Below are 13,646 nucleotides of genomic sequence, written 5' to 3' on the forward strand. Positions count from 1 at the left end.
TTCAAAATGGATTTAAACACGCTGAAAATCAGATATCCCTTTGATTATGAAATTATTAAATCAGAATCTTTGGAAACAGAGCAGGAATAAAATTCAGAGCATTCGGTATTCTGCATATACGCACGGATTAGTGTGCCTGACGCGCATCGCCCTGAAGGCTGTTGGCGGTTTGATTGGCTTTCTGGCTGGCGCCTTCGCTTTTATCCATCGCCTTGCTGGCCGCTTTTTCCGCATGGGCGGCGCTGTACGCAGCCAGATGGGAAATCACGATGGCGTAAATGCTCATTAACGACACCCACAGAATGCTGTTTTTCCACCACAGCAGGGTAGGAATAGTCAGTATCGCCCATACCAGCGCGAGAACAAGGTGCATTTTGGCCATCAGTTTTGCGGTGATCTTTACGTGCATTTTCATATCTCTAATCTTTTTCCGTAGTAACAGGCGAACGCGTAGCGCTTTCTAAGATTAGTTAATTCCACCGCGGGTAGCGGGTTATTTTGTTACCGTTTGTACAGCCGTTGGGTTTACCTGCCCAGGGCATAAAAAAACCGGCCAGCTGGCCGGTTTTGTTGCGGATCAGACCGATCAGCGCATGGTCACAAACTCTTCCGCCGCAGTCGGGTGGATCGCCACGGTGTTATCGAAGTCTTTCTTCGTTGCGCCCATCTTCAGCGCCACCGCGAAGCCTTGCAGGATCTCGTCCATGCCGAAGCCAATGCCGTGGATGCCAACGATCTTCTCTTCCGGGCCCACGCAGACCAGCTTCATGCGGCATGGCTGACGGTGCGAGGTGACCGCGGTATACATCGCGGTAAACGCCGATTTATACACTTTCACCTGGTCATCACCGTACTGCTCACGCGCCTGCGGCTCGGTTAAGCCGACGGTACCGATTGGCGGGTGGCTGAAGACCACGGTCGGGATGTTGCTGTAGTCCAGATGTTCGTCCGGCTTGTTGTTAAACAGACGCTCGGAAAGACGACGCCCCGCCGCCACGGCAACCGGCGTCAGCTCTACGGCGCCGGTGTTATCACCGACGGCATAAATACCCGGTACGCTGGTGTTCTGGAACTTATCAACGACAATGTAGCCTTTTTCATTGGTTTTCACCCCGGTTGCGGCCAGGTTGAAGTTGTCGGTGGCCGGTTCACGACCAATCGCCCAGATCAGGCAATCAACGGTCTGGCTGCGGCCATCGTCCAGTTCCAGGGTCAGGCTACCGTCTGCATTTTTCACCACCGCTTTTGGCACGGCGTTGGTGTGCAGGGTTGGGCCTTCGGCGTTCATCACCTCGACCAGCGTGTCGACGATCAGCGGATCAAAGCTGCGCAGCGGCGCGTGTTTACGCACGAACAGGTGCGCTTCCGCTCCCAGGCCGTTAATCACGCCGGCCAGCTCAACCGCGATGTAACCTGCGCCCACAATGGCAACGCGTTCTGGCAGAGCAGGCAGCTCGAAGAACCCGTCGGAGTCGATACCGTATTCCGCGCCCGGAATGTTCGGATGGCTCGGACGGCCGCCGGTGGCGATCAGGATGTGATCGGCGGTGATCGTCTCGCCGTTCACTTCGATCGTCTTCGCATCCACAAAACGGGCAAAGCCGCGGATCACGTCGACGTTATTCTTGCCCAGCACGTTATCGTACGAGGTGTGAATACGGTCGATGTAGGCGGTACGGCTGGCGATCAGTTTATCCCAGTCGAAGTGGTTGATGGTGGTGTCAAAGCCGTAGTCCGGGCCATACATATGGATAGCTTCACGGATTTGCGCGGCATGCCACATCACTTTCTTCGGTACACAACCCACGTTCACGCAGGTGCCGCCGAGTTCTTTGGCTTCAATCAGCGCACACTTCTGGCCGTACATGGCTGCACGGTTGATGGAGGCGATGCCGCCGCTGCCGCCGCCGATTGCGATGTAGTCATAATGCTTAGTCATAGCGTTGTCCTTAATCGTGAATTGCCGCGATTGTATACCTGAAATCAATAGTTTCCACCGATGGCTGCGATTACTCCGGCACGATCCAGCTCACGGTGGCGTGACCCGTACCGGCTGGCACCAGCGTTTTGTGCAGCCACGGCAGCACGTTGTTCATCTGCGCTTCGAGCTTCCACGGCGGGTTAATGACAATCATGCCGGACGCGGTCATGCCGCGCTGGTCGCTGTCAGGGCGCACCGCCAGCTCAATTTGCAGGATTTTACGAATGCCGGTCGCTTCGAGGTCTTTGATCATGCGTTTGATTTGCGCGCGCAGCACTACCGGATACCACAGGGCATAGGTGCCGGTCGCAAAGCGTTTGTAACCTTCGTTAATGCCGGTCACCACCGCCTGATAGTCGGTTTTGATTTCGTACGGCGGGTCGATCAGCACCAGGCCGCGACGGGAAACCGGCGGCAGTTTGGCTTTCAGCTGCTGGTAGCCATCGGCTTTGTCCACGCGGGCGCGGTTATCTTTCTGAAACTCAGAACGCAGCAGCGGGAAGTCGCTCGGATGCAGTTCGGTCAGCTGGAGGCTGTCCTGCTCGCGCAGCAGCTGGCGGGCAATCAGCGGTGAACCCGGGTAGTAACGCAGCTGGCCGTTGCGGTTGAAGTGATTCACCACGCCAATATACGGCTCCAGCTCGGCAGGCAGATCGTCCTGCTGCCAGATACGCGCAATCCCTTCCAGATATTCACCGGTACGCTCGGCATGCTCGCCGCTCAGCTGATAACGGCCCGCGCCCGCGTGGGTGTCCAGATAAAGGAACGGTTTATCCTTTTCTTTAAGCGATTCGATGATCAGGCTCTGAACGGTGTGTTTGAGGACGTCGGCGTGGTTGCCTGCGTGGAAGCTGTGGCGATAACTGAGCATGGGTAATGATATTCCGCTGAATTGACGATTTGCCACAGTTTACAGCAGAACGGCACAGATTACCCGCAGGCCCGGTAAGCGCGGCTATTGAAATCCTCTACACTTAACCCCATTACTGAACAATATGCACAGCGCCGGATGCGCGCTTCATTCATCTCTTTCAACAGGACAGCGTTTATGACCAATCCATTACTGACGCCTTTTTCGTTGCCACCGTTTTCTAAAATCCTCCCTGAGCATGTGGTTCCAGCCGTTACCCAGTCGCTGGAAAACTGCCGCGCGGCGGTAGAAAGCGTGGTCGCGCAGGGCGCGCCGTACACCTGGGAGAATCTGTGTCAGCCGCTGGCCGAAGTGGACGACGTGCTGGGGCGCATCTTCTCCCCCGTAAGCCACCTGAACTCGGTGAAAAACAGCCCGGAGCTGCGCGAAGCCTACGAACAAACCCTGCCGCTGCTCTCTGAGTACAGCACCTGGGTGGGTCAGCACGAGGGGCTCTACAAAGCTTACCGCGACCTGCGCGACGGCGACCACTATGCCGAACTGAACACGGCGCAGAAAAAATCGGTCGATAACGCCCTGCGTGATTTCGAACTGTCCGGGATTGGCCTGCCAAAAGAAAAACAGGTTCGCTACGGCGAAATCGCCGCGCGCCTGTCCGAGCTGGGCAACCAGTACAGCAACAACGTCCTCGACGCCACCATGGGCTGGACGAAGCTGATTACCGATGAATCTGAACTGGCGGGTATGCCGGAAAGCGCGCTGGCGGCGGCAAAAGCCCAGGCCGAAGCGAAAGAGCAGGAAGGCTTCCTGTTAACGCTGGATATCCCAAGCTATCTGCCGGTGATGACCTACTGCGACAACCAGGCCCTGCGCGAAGAGATGTACCGCGCCTACAGCACCCGCGCCTCCGATCAGGGGCCGAATGCCGGTAAGTGGGACAACAGCCCGGTGATGGCGGAGATCCTCGCCCTGCGCCACGAACTGGCACAGCTGCTGGGCTTCGACAGCTACGCGGATAAATCCCTTGCCACCAAAATGGCCGAGAACCCACAGCAGGTGCTCGACTTCCTGACCGATCTGGCGAAACGCGCCCGTCCTCAGGGTGAAAAAGAACTGGCTCAGCTGCGCGCCTTTGCGAAAGCGGAGTTCGGCGTGGATGAGCTTCAGCCATGGGATATCGCGTACTACAGCGAAAAACAGAAACAGCATCTCTACAGCATCAGCGACGAACAGCTGCGTCCGTACTTCCCGGAAAACAAAGCCGTTAACGGCCTGTTCGAGGTGGTGAAACGCATCTACGGCATTACCGCGAAAGAGCGTACCGATATCGACGTCTGGCATCCGGACGTGCGCTTCTTTGAGCTGTATGACGAGAAAAACGAGCTGCGCGGCAGCTTCTATCTGGATCTTTACGCGCGTGAAAACAAACGTGGCGGGGCGTGGATGGACGACTGTGTGGGCCAGATGCGTAAAGCGGATGGTTCCCTGCAAAAACCGGTCGCCTACCTGACCTGTAACTTCAACCGTCCGGTGAACGGCAAACCTGCGCTGTTTACCCACGATGAAGTGATCACCCTGTTCCACGAGTTCGGTCACGGCCTGCACCACATGCTGACCCGCATCGAAACCGCTGGCGTCGCCGGTATCAGCGGTGTGCCATGGGATGCGGTCGAGCTGCCAAGCCAGTTTATGGAAAACTGGTGCTGGGAGCCGGACGCGCTGGCGTTTATCTCCGGCCATTACGAAACGGGCGAACCGCTGCCGAAGGAACTGCTGGATAAAATGCTGGCGGCGAAAAACTACCAGGCGGCGATGTTTATCCTGCGTCAGCTGGAGTTCGGCCTGTTTGATTTCCGTCTGCACGCCGAGTTCAGCCCGGAGCAGGGGGCGAAAATCCTCGAAACCCTGGCTGAGATTAAAAAGCAGGTCGCAGTTATTCCAGGCCCGACCTGGGGACGCTTCCCGCACGCGTTCAGCCATATCTTCGCAGGCGGGTACGCCGCAGGCTACTACAGCTACCTGTGGGCCGACGTGCTGGCGGCAGATGCCTTCTCGCGCTTCGAAGAAGAGGGGATTTTCAACCGCGAAACCGGTCAGTCGTTCCTTGATAACATCCTGACGCGCGGCGGTTCAGAAGAGCCTATGGAGCTGTTCAAACGCTTCCGTGGCCGCGAGCCGCAGCTGGATGCGATGCTGGAGCATTACGGAATCAAAGGCTGATTGCTACGTGAAGATCTGCTTAGTAGATGAAACAGGCGCCGGGGACGGCGCCTTATCTGTTCTGGCGGCCCGCTGGGGGCTGGAATACGATGAAGACAACCTGATGGCGCTGGTGATGACGCCGGAACATCTGGAGCTGCGCAAGCGCGATGAGCCGAAGCTCGGCGGGATTTTTGTCGATTTTGTTGGCGGCGCGATGGCGCACCGGCGCAAGTTCGGCGGCGGTCGCGGCGAAGCGGTGGCCAAAGCGGTCGGCATTAAAGGCAGCTATCTGCCGGACGTGGTGGATGCCACGGCGGGGCTGGGGCGCGATGCCTTTGTGCTGGCATCTGTCGGATGCCGGGTGCGGATGCTGGAGCGTAATCCGGTTGTCGCCGCGCTGCTCGACGACGGGCTGACGCGAGGCTACGCGGACCCGGAAATTGGCCCGTGGTTACAGGAACGTTTGCAACTTATTCATGCTTCCAGCCTGACGGCGCTGACCGATATCACCCCGCGCCCGCAGGTGGTTTATCTCGACCCCATGTTCCCGCATAAGCAGAAAAGCGCACTGGTGAAGAAAGAGATGCGGGTGTTTCAGTCGCTGGTGGGGCCAGATTTAGATGCCGATGGCCTGCTGGAGCCGGCTCGTCAGCTGGCGACGAAGCGGGTGGTGGTGAAGCGGCCGGACTATGCGCCGCCGCTGGCGGATGTTGCGACCACTAACGCGGTGACCACGAAAGGGCATCGGTTTGATATTTATTCGGGTACGCCAGAATAGAAAAAGCCGGGTGGCGGCTTCGCCTTACCCGGCCTACATTCAGTGCCGCTTGTAGGCCCGGTAAGCGTTAGCGCCACCGGGCTTTTTTGCACTTACTCGTCTTCTTCGTCACGCAGTGGAACAATCAGCATATCCACGTGTACGGTATTAATCAGCTGGCGCGCGGAAGACATCAGCTTGCTCCAGAAGTCCTGGTGATGACCGCATACCACCAGGTCCATATCGTATTTCTTAATCGCATCAACCAGCACCTGGCCCAGATCGCCGCTACCGCTTAAGGTTTCAGTGATTGGATAGCCCGCGTTGGTAGAAAGCTCGCTCAGCGCGTGGTGAGTCTCTTCGGAGATGCGTTTCTGCATATCGCCCAGATTGACGTCGATCAGACCGGTGTAGAGGTCGGAGTAATTCACATCAACGTGAATCAGCGAAACTTTCGCGTTGTAGGGACGTGCCATGGATACTGCTTTATCAACCAGCACTTTACTCTCCGGGGAGAGGTCTACCGCGATAAGAATGTGTTTGTAAGCCATAGTGTTACTCCTTCCTTAAGTTATCGATGACTAAATGGGAAAGCCGTCGTCTGATGCTTTCATTACGGCCCAGTTAAACATATTTTTCAAGCTTTGGTGTTGATAACGATTAACCTTGTGGCAAAAAAATTAACGGATCTCCTACACTATTTAATGAGCCGTTCGGATATTAAAACGCGAACCGGATCGACTTTTGGTCATTCTTTCACTGAACTGTCTGTCAGGGCATTGGGGTGCGGTAGCTCAGAAGCCTTGCTTCGTGGGCGGACGCCGGGGAGGATGTATGATTAGCACCGTCGCATTGTTTTGGGCGTTATGCGTGGTTTGCATAGTGAATATGGCGCGCTACTTCTCATCGTTACGTGCGCTGTTAGTGGTACTTCGTGGTTGCGATCCGTTGCTTTATCAGTATGTGGACGGTGGAGGGTTCTTCACCTCGCACGGACAGCCCAGCAAGCAGATGCGTCTGGTGGGGTATATCTACTACCAACGCTACCGCGATCACCACGATGAAGAGTTTATCCGTCGCTGCGAGCGCCTGCGTCGTCAGTTCATTTTGACCAGCGCCCTGTGTGGCCTGGTTGTGGTGAGTATGATTGCGCTGATGATTTGGCACTGAGCATAAAAAAAGCGGGCCAGTTTCCTGACCCGCTTTTTTGTCGCCTTCAGCCGATTAAATCAGCTTCAGCGAAATCCAGTACAGACCGCCAGACAGCAGGATGGACGCCGGGAGGGTGAACACCCAGGCCATCAGGATGTTGGTCACGGTTTTACGCTGCAAACCGCCGCCGTCAACAATCATGGTACCTGCCACGGACGAAGAGAGTACGTGGGTGGTGGAGACTGGCATACCGGTGTAGCTCGCCAGACCGATAGATACCGCTGCCGTCATCTGCGCGGACATACCCTGCGCATAGGTCATGCCTTTCTTACCGATCTTCTCGCCGATGGTGGTCGCCACACGACGCCAGCCAATCATCGTACCGATACCCAGCGCCAGCGCGACCGCCATGATGATCCAGATTGGCGCGTACTCAATGGTGTTGAGCATATCGCCTTTCAGTTTCTTCAGCAGACGCTGGTCGTCAGCATTAACCTCTGGCAGCTTCGCGACTTTATCGGTCACGTCGGAGATACAGAGCATGATGCGACGCAGCTGACCACGCTGTTCAACAGCCAGTTTGTCGTAGCTTTCGATATCGGCCAGCATGCCTTTCGCACGTTCCAGCGCGTTAATCGCGTTTGCCGGATGGCAATGGAACTCGCCCGGTGCCGTCGTTGCGCCTGACTCCGGAGAAGGAATCAGCTGGTCCACGCCGGTCGCTTTCTTCAGCAAATCAGGATGCTGCTGGAAGTAAGTCTCAACGTTGTTTACCGCATCACGGGTACGGGTGATTTCGTAGCCGGAGGCGTTCATGTTAACCACGAAGCCCGCCGGTGCGACGCCAATCAGAACCAGCATCACCAGGCCGATACCTTTCTGACCATCGTTCGCGCCATGAGAGAAGGCGACGCCGATAGCGGAAATGATCAGCGCGATACGCGTCCAGAACGGCGGCTTTTTCTTGCCGTCTTTCTTCTCACGCTCTGCTGGCGTCAGGTGGATACGCGCACGTTTTTTCGTGTTGCTCCAGTAGCGACGCAGGATGAAAATCAAGCCACCCGCCACCACCAGACCGACGATAGGGGAGATGATCAGAGAGCCGAAAATGCCGAGAACTTTCGGGATATTCAGCGCATCAACGACGGAGGTCCCGGTCATCAGGGCATTGGTTAACCCGATACCGATAATCGCGCCGATGAGGGTGTGAGAGCTGGATGCCGGCAGGCCGAAATACCAGGTACCGAGGTTCCAGATAATCGCAGCAAGCAGCATTGAGAACACCATGGCCAGGCCATGACCGGAACTCACGTTAAGCAGCAGATCCGTTGGCAGCATATGCACAATGGCATACGCAACGCTCAGTCCGCCCAGGAGGACACCAAAAAAGTTAAATACCGCCGCCATCACGACCGCAAGCTGCGATCGCATTGCGCGAGTGTAGATAACCGTTGCTACTGCGTTTGCAGTGTCGTGGAAGCCGTTGATCGCTTCGTAAAACAGCACAAAAACCAGAGCAAGCAATAATAAAAGCCCGGTATGTAAATCCAGGCCGGCAAACAAATGTAGCATAGGACGTTACGCCATTTTGAGGACATGAACGCGGCGCATTATCCAGGACAAATGCGCAACGGGCAAAGTGAAATATAGACTTTTTTTGACATACCACCTGATTTGAGAAATGTGCCTGAAAGGATAATCTTTAAATATCAATGAAATGGCTTTGTAATATCTTTTTACGCTGGTGCGACCACTGAGGAAACTTTACAATCCGCGGCAGTTAACGAAGAGGATTTTGACGTGGAAAGGTTTGATGCCGTAGTAATTGGCGCCGGTGCGGCGGGTATGTTTTGTGCGGCGATGGCCGGACAAGCGGGTCGTCGCGTGCTGCTGCTGGATAACGGAAAAAAGCCTGGCCGCAAGATCCTGATGTCTGGCGGCGGGCGCTGTAACTTTACTAATCTTTATGTCGAGCCTGCGGCCTATTTGAGCCAGAACCGTCATTTTTGCAAATCTGCGCTGGCGCGCTACACCCAGTGGGATTTTATCGAGCTGGTGGGTAAACACGGTATCGCGTGGCATGAGAAGACGCTAGGCCAGCTGTTCTGCGACGACTCCGCGCAGCAAATTGTCGATATGCTGGTGGCCGAGTGCGAGAAAGGCGGCGTTGTAATGCGCCTGCGCACCGAAGTGCTGGACGTCGCCCGTGACGAGCAGGGCTACACGCTGCAACTCAACGGCGAAACCGTCAGCGCTAATAACCTGGTGATCGCCACTGGCGGCCTCTCGATGCCGGGGCTGGGCGCTTCACCGTTCGGCTATAAAATTGCCGAGCAGTTTGGCCTGAAGGTACTGCCCACCCGCGCCGGGCTGGTACCGTTCACGCTGCATAAGCCCCTGCTGGAACAGCTTCAGACGCTCTCCGGCGTGTCTGTGCCGTCGGTCATTACGGCCGAAGACGGCACGGTGTTCCGCGAAAATCTGCTCTTTACCCATCGCGGACTCTCGGGCCCGGCGGTATTGCAGATCTCCAGCTACTGGCAGCCGGGGGAGTTTGTCTCCGTAAACCTGGTGCCGGACTGCGATCTGGACGCCTTCCTCAACGAGCAACGCGCCGCGCACCCGAATCAAAGCCTGAAAAATACCCTGGCGATGCAGCTGCCGAAGCGTCTCGTGGAGTGCTTGCAGGTGTTAGGGCAAATTCCGGATGTCGCGCTCAAGCAGCTCAACAGCCGCGAGCAGGAAACGCTGGTGGAGACGCTGACGAACTGGCGCGTACAGCCAAACGGCACCGAAGGCTACCGCACGGCGGAAGTGACGCTGGGCGGCGTGGATACAAACGAACTCTCATCCCGCACGATGGAAGCCCGCAACGTGCCGGGTCTTTATTTCATTGGTGAAGTGATGGACGTGACCGGCTGGCTCGGCGGGTATAACTTCCAGTGGGCGTGGGCCAGTGCCTGGGCATGCGCGCAGGCACTCGCTGAAAAGAACGGTTAATATTTATTTTTTTAGCGTGCTGCGTCCTTAACGGGTCCACGCTTTTTATTGTGTGCATGGTGTTTTGTCTTCTTAAAAGGGTTGTCTATGTCTGCTGCTCATCTCGGTTTCCCGACGGAAACCGTTGTTGTCTTCGTGGTGATGGCCGTTGGGGCGATGTTTATCGACCTCTTCATGCACCGTCACGATAAACCGATCTCGCTGAAAAGCGCGGTCATGTGGTCCATCTTCTGGGTCATGATGGCGATGGCCTTCGCCGGATTCTTATACGTGCACCACGGCGCGGAGATGGCCAGTCTGTTCCTGACCGGCTATGCGCTGGAAGAGGTGCTCTCCGTCGACAACCTGTTTGTGATGATGGCGATCTTCGCCTGGTTTGGCGTGCCGGATAGATATCGTCACCGCGTGCTCTACTGGGGCGTGCTCGGGGCGATTGTGTTCCGCGGTATTTTTGTCGCCATCGGCACCAGCCTGCTGAGCCTGGGGCCGTATGTTGAGGTCATTTTTGCGCTGGTCGTCGGCTGGACGGCGGTGATGATGCTGAAACGCAATGAAGAGAGCGATGAAGTCGAAGATTACTCCAACCATCTGGCGTACCGCCTGGTGAAACGCTTTTACCCGGTGTGGCCAAAAATCAGCAGCCATGCGTTTATCCTGACCCAGAAAGAGGTGGATGCCGAACTGGAGAAGCCTGAAAACAAGGATGTGATGGTAGGCCGCGTGAAGAAGGCGAAGCGCTACGCGACGCCGCTGCTGCTCTGCGTCGCGGTGGTGGAGTTGTCCGACGTGATGTTCGCCTTCGATTCCGTACCCGCAATCATTGCCGTCAGCCGTGAGCCGCTGATTATCTACAGCGCCATGATGTTCGCGATCCTCGGCCTGCGTACCCTCTACTTCGTGCTGGAAGCGCTGAAGCAGTATCTGGTGCATCTGGAGAAAGCGGTGGTGTTACTGCTGTTCTTCGTGGCGTTCAAGCTGGGGTTGAATGCGACCGACCATTTCTGGCATCACGGTTATAACATCGGCGCCACGGCAAGCCTGTTTGTGGTGCTGGGGGTACTGGCGCTGGGGATTATTGCGAGCGTGATGTTCCCGGGAAAACGTGAAGCCTGATGTACCGCTTTTCTCCCTCTCCCTGTGGGAGAGGGCCGGGGTGAGGGCATCGGGCCGCACCTAACCCTTAATTGGTGAATTTCGGCGCTTGCTCGGATGATGAAAATGCCGCCAGTGCGGATCCTGCGCCGCCGCCAGCAACTCGTGGTCGCCACGCGTGTCGCCCCAGGCGCGCAGGTGATACGCGTTCAAATCCCCATACACCTTCTCCAGCCTCGCCACCTTCTGGGCACAGCGGCAGTTGTGGCCGGTGATCCGCCCGGTCAGCTTGCCGTCTTTCACTTCCAGCTGCGTGCCAATCAGCTTAATGCCGAGCTTATCGGCCCACGGCTGCAATACCAGCGCCGGGGAAGCAGAGCAAATCGTCACTTCCGCACCGGAATTGACCTCGTTGGCGACGGCCAGCACACCTTCCGGGCGCATCAGCTTGTTCCAGTATTTTTCACAGAAGGCTTCCGCCTGCTGACGTAACCAGTGCTCATCCACCCCCGTCAGGAAGGTTTTAATCAACACCTCTTTCAGCTCATCTCGCGTCAGCTTGCGGCGCACACAGTGCAGCGTAGGCAGGGCCATGCGCACCAGTCGGCCAGCAAAGTAGCGCTTGCCAAAGGCAAAGCGCAGGAACGGGATAAAACTGTCGTGGTGCGTCAACGTACCATCAAAGTCAAAGACAGAGAGCACGCTGGACTTCGCCACGGCTTCGTCGGCAATCATATTGGTCATAAATACGTCTTAGCTGAAATACACATTCTGTTCACTAGTTTACCTGCTTTACCTTCATAGTCCTTATATCAGGTCGCATTTTTTCCTGAACCTGTGGCCTGACGGGTCAAACAATGTCATCCACCACGCCGCCGTCAACGCGCAGCGCCGCGCCGGAAGTCGCGGAGGCCTGCATGGAACAGACATACACCACCATATTCGCCACTTCTTCCACCGTGGCGGCGCGCTGGATCACCGAGCTGGGGCGATTCGTCATCACGAACTCTTTCGCCAGCTGCTCCAGCGATTTACCGGTTCTTTCGATCTCGTCTTTCATCATCGCGGCAAAACCGTCCGACATTGTCGGGCCCGGCAGCACGCTGTTCACCGTCACGCCGCTGCCTGCCACGAACTTCGCCAGGCCGCGCGCCAGCGAGAGCTGGGCGGTTTTTGTCACGCCATAGTGGATCATATCCGCAGGAATATTGCAGGCCGATTCTGATGAGATAAACACCACGCGACCCCAGCCCTTTTGTACCATGCCGGGCAGCAGGGCACGAGAGAGGCGCACGCCGGACATCACGTTGGTTTGCCAGTAGCGTTCCCAGGTCTCGTCGTCGGTGGAATAAAAATCCTGCTGGCCATAGATCCCGGCGTTATTCACCAGAATATCGACGTGCGTGGCGACCCTGAGCAGTTCGTCAACGCCCTCCTGCGAACTCAGATCGGCGATGGCGGCACGAACCTGTACGCCAGGCACCACCTGCTGTAGCGCCTGAATGCCTTTGTTCACCGAGTCGACGCTGCGCCCGTTCACGATCACTTCCGCACCGCTCTCCGCCAGCCCGCGGGCGATGGCAAACCCAATACCGCCGGTGGACGCGGTCACCAGCGCCACTTTCCCCGTTAAATCAATTTTCATCATTCGCTCCTTGTCATCTTTTGGTTCAAAACTTAAAGCGTAGCAGTTGACGATGACGGCTCCTGTTTAAAAAGGCGCAACAGCGTCTCAACCTGCTCGTCCAGCGGGCTGAGGGAGCGTTTGACGATGAGGTGCAGCGGCGTGGCGCGACGTACGCCGTGGCTGAGCGGCAGCGTTTTAAGGATGCCCTGCTGGAGCGGGGTCTGAATGCGTTCTTCCGGTAACCAGCCGTATCCAACCTGATACATCACCGCTTCGATCGCGGCATCGATGGTGGAGAAGGTCCACGACTCCCCGGTGGGGTGAGCGGTGGGCTGGCTGTCTGCGATCTGAATGCGCGGCCACGGTCGTAGCATCTCGTCGTTAAGCGGTGTATCCAGCGCAAACAGCGGGTGCGCGTGATGCGCGACGGCAACAAAATCGATATTCATCAGCCATTCGCCCAGGCCGGTAATGTCCTGGCGGCGGGTTAAGACCATCACGTCGGCTTCATCATTGAGCGCATCTGCGCGGCTGTTTTCCAGCACCTCGGTAAGCCGCACCTGCGTTTGCGGGTACAGCTGCTGAAACTGGCGCAAAATCGCGAACAGCCGGCTGCGCGGAAAAATACTGTCTACCATCAGGTCGATACGGGTTCGCATCCCGCTGCGCAGGGTCGCAGCGCGCGTTTCCACATAGGCGAAGGCTTTCAGCAGCGGTTTAACCTGATTCAGCAACAGCTCACCCGCCGGGGTCAGCACGGCACGCCGTCCCTCTGTCATCAGAAGCGCCACGCCCAGCCGCTCCTGCAAAAGCGACAGGTTATAGCTGACCGAGGACTGGCTGCGGTGGGTCTCTTCCGCCGCCTTAGCGAAGCTGCCCGCCTCGATGACTCTCTCAAGTAAGGCCCACTGTTCGAGCGTCGTCTTGTGCATAATTAATCCAAATTTTGGATGAATTTGATTCA

The 13,646-nt window shown here is 56.8% G+C and carries 13 protein-coding genes; 5 read left to right on the top strand and 8 right to left on the bottom strand.

All coding sequences use genetic code 11. The annotated features are described in order from the left end of the window. Positions 1 to 127: 127 nt before the first annotated feature. From ACOTW6_RS16065 to ACOTW6_RS16075, 3 genes are all read right to left on the bottom strand, one after another. Positions 128 to 415, bottom strand: coding sequence for a hypothetical protein (locus ACOTW6_RS16065; protein WP_015571509.1), 288 nt, complete (start codon positions 413 to 415; stop codon positions 128 to 130). 171 nt (positions 416 to 586) lie between these two features. After that, positions 587 to 1,939 (bottom strand): glutathione-disulfide reductase, encoded by a 1,353-nt coding sequence (gene gorA / locus ACOTW6_RS16070; protein WP_193135250.1) that lies wholly within the window; start codon positions 1,937 to 1,939, stop codon positions 587 to 589. Positions 1,940 to 2,009: 70 nt separating this feature from the next. After that, positions 2,010 to 2,852 (bottom strand): 23S rRNA (adenine(2030)-N(6))-methyltransferase RlmJ, encoded by an 843-nt coding sequence (locus tag ACOTW6_RS16075; RefSeq protein ID WP_006808562.1) that lies wholly within the window; start codon positions 2,850 to 2,852, stop codon positions 2,010 to 2,012. 177 nt (positions 2,853 to 3,029) lie between these two features. Here ACOTW6_RS16075 and prlC point away from each other — a divergent pair, with 177 nt between their 5' ends. Both prlC and rsmJ read left to right on the top strand, forming a co-directional pair. After that, the gene (gene prlC, locus ACOTW6_RS16080) at positions 3,030 to 5,072 is read left to right on the top strand and encodes an oligopeptidase A (protein WP_062933339.1); all 2,043 of its coding nucleotides are present in this window, start codon (positions 3,030 to 3,032) and stop codon (positions 5,070 to 5,072) included. Positions 5,073 to 5,079: 7 nt separating this feature from the next. Continuing rightward, positions 5,080 to 5,832: a 16S rRNA (guanine(1516)-N(2))-methyltransferase RsmJ gene (rsmJ, locus tag ACOTW6_RS16085; RefSeq protein WP_176691876.1), complete on the top strand. Its 753-nt coding sequence runs from the start codon at positions 5,080 to 5,082 to the stop codon at positions 5,830 to 5,832. Between the two features lie 92 nt (positions 5,833 to 5,924). On the opposite strand, the gene uspA is transcribed toward rsmJ, so the two are convergent. Then, a complete protein-coding gene (gene uspA / locus ACOTW6_RS16090; protein WP_003861223.1) occupies positions 5,925 to 6,362 on the bottom strand; it encodes a universal stress protein UspA in 438 nt (145 codons plus the stop codon). Between the two features lie 283 nt (positions 6,363 to 6,645). Between uspA and uspB the strand changes: the two genes are divergently transcribed. Beyond that, a complete protein-coding gene (gene uspB / locus ACOTW6_RS16095) occupies positions 6,646 to 6,981 on the top strand; it encodes a universal stress protein UspB (protein ID WP_003861224.1) in 336 nt (111 codons plus the stop codon). Positions 6,982 to 7,035: 54 nt separating this feature from the next. Here uspB and pitA read toward each other — a convergent pair whose 3' ends face one another. Next, positions 7,036 to 8,535: an inorganic phosphate transporter PitA gene (gene pitA / locus ACOTW6_RS16100; RefSeq protein ID WP_003861225.1), complete on the bottom strand. Its 1,500-nt coding sequence runs from the start codon at positions 8,533 to 8,535 to the stop codon at positions 7,036 to 7,038. Positions 8,536 to 8,763: 228 nt separating this feature from the next. Here pitA and ACOTW6_RS16105 point away from each other — a divergent pair, with 228 nt between their 5' ends. Together ACOTW6_RS16105 and ACOTW6_RS16110 are read left to right on the top strand one after the other, a co-directional pair. After that, the gene (locus tag ACOTW6_RS16105) at positions 8,764 to 9,963 is read left to right on the top strand and encodes an NAD(P)/FAD-dependent oxidoreductase (RefSeq protein ID WP_213789355.1); all 1,200 of its coding nucleotides are present in this window, start codon (positions 8,764 to 8,766) and stop codon (positions 9,961 to 9,963) included. An 87-nt stretch (positions 9,964 to 10,050) separates the two neighbouring features. Further along, positions 10,051 to 11,076: a TerC/Alx family metal homeostasis membrane protein gene (locus tag ACOTW6_RS16110; RefSeq protein WP_015571505.1), complete on the top strand. Its 1,026-nt coding sequence runs from the start codon at positions 10,051 to 10,053 to the stop codon at positions 11,074 to 11,076. A gap of 60 nt (positions 11,077 to 11,136) precedes the next feature. On the opposite strand, the gene ACOTW6_RS16115 is transcribed toward ACOTW6_RS16110, so the two are convergent. The 3 genes from ACOTW6_RS16115 to ACOTW6_RS16125 all read right to left on the bottom strand — a co-directional run bounded on the left by ACOTW6_RS16115 (position 11,137) and on the right by ACOTW6_RS16125 (position 13,614). After that, complete coding sequence (locus ACOTW6_RS16115; RefSeq protein ID WP_003861228.1) at positions 11,137 to 11,799, bottom strand: HAD family hydrolase; 663 nt, start codon at positions 11,797 to 11,799, stop codon at positions 11,137 to 11,139. 106 nt (positions 11,800 to 11,905) lie between these two features. After that, complete coding sequence (locus ACOTW6_RS16120; RefSeq protein WP_062933341.1) at positions 11,906 to 12,700, bottom strand: SDR family NAD(P)-dependent oxidoreductase; 795 nt, start codon at positions 12,698 to 12,700, stop codon at positions 11,906 to 11,908. Between the two features lie 32 nt (positions 12,701 to 12,732). Further along, on the bottom strand, positions 12,733 to 13,614 hold the full coding sequence (locus tag ACOTW6_RS16125; protein WP_032649778.1) for a LysR family transcriptional regulator: 882 nt from the start codon (positions 13,612 to 13,614) through the stop codon (positions 12,733 to 12,735). Between the last annotated feature and the right edge of the window lie 32 nt (positions 13,615 to 13,646).

This window comes from Enterobacter cloacae complex sp. IR5403, assembly GCF_049238705.1.
In the GTDB taxonomy this organism is placed as follows: domain Bacteria; phylum Pseudomonadota; class Gammaproteobacteria; order Enterobacterales; family Enterobacteriaceae; genus Enterobacter; species Enterobacter hormaechei_C.

Bases quoted from the DNA above. Each gene is read 5' to 3' on its own strand.
- ACOTW6_RS16065 (WP_015571509.1), bottom strand. From the start codon at position 415: ATGAAAATGCACGTAAAGATCACCGCAAAACTGATGGCCAAAATGCAC.
- gorA (WP_193135250.1), bottom strand. From the start codon at position 1,939: ATGACTAAGCATTATGACTACATCGCAATCGGCGGCGGCAGCGGCGGC.
- ACOTW6_RS16075 (WP_006808562.1), bottom strand. From the start codon at position 2,852: ATGCTCAGTTATCGCCACAGCTTCCACGCAGGCAACCACGCCGACGTC.
- prlC (WP_062933339.1), top strand. From the start codon at position 3,030: ATGACCAATCCATTACTGACGCCTTTTTCGTTGCCACCGTTTTCTAAA.
- uspA (WP_003861223.1), bottom strand. From the start codon at position 6,362: ATGGCTTACAAACACATTCTTATCGCGGTAGACCTCTCCCCGGAGAGT.
- uspB (WP_003861224.1), top strand. From the start codon at position 6,646: ATGATTAGCACCGTCGCATTGTTTTGGGCGTTATGCGTGGTTTGCATA.
- pitA (WP_003861225.1), bottom strand. From the start codon at position 8,535: ATGCTACATTTGTTTGCCGGCCTGGATTTACATACCGGGCTTTTATTA.
- ACOTW6_RS16110 (WP_015571505.1), top strand. From the start codon at position 10,051: ATGTCTGCTGCTCATCTCGGTTTCCCGACGGAAACCGTTGTTGTCTTC.
- ACOTW6_RS16115 (WP_003861228.1), bottom strand. From the start codon at position 11,799: ATGACCAATATGATTGCCGACGAAGCCGTGGCGAAGTCCAGCGTGCTC.
- ACOTW6_RS16120 (WP_062933341.1), bottom strand. From the start codon at position 12,700: ATGAAAATTGATTTAACGGGGAAAGTGGCGCTGGTGACCGCGTCCACC.
- ACOTW6_RS16125 (WP_032649778.1), bottom strand. From the start codon at position 13,614: ATGCACAAGACGACGCTCGAACAGTGGGCCTTACTTGAGAGAGTCATC.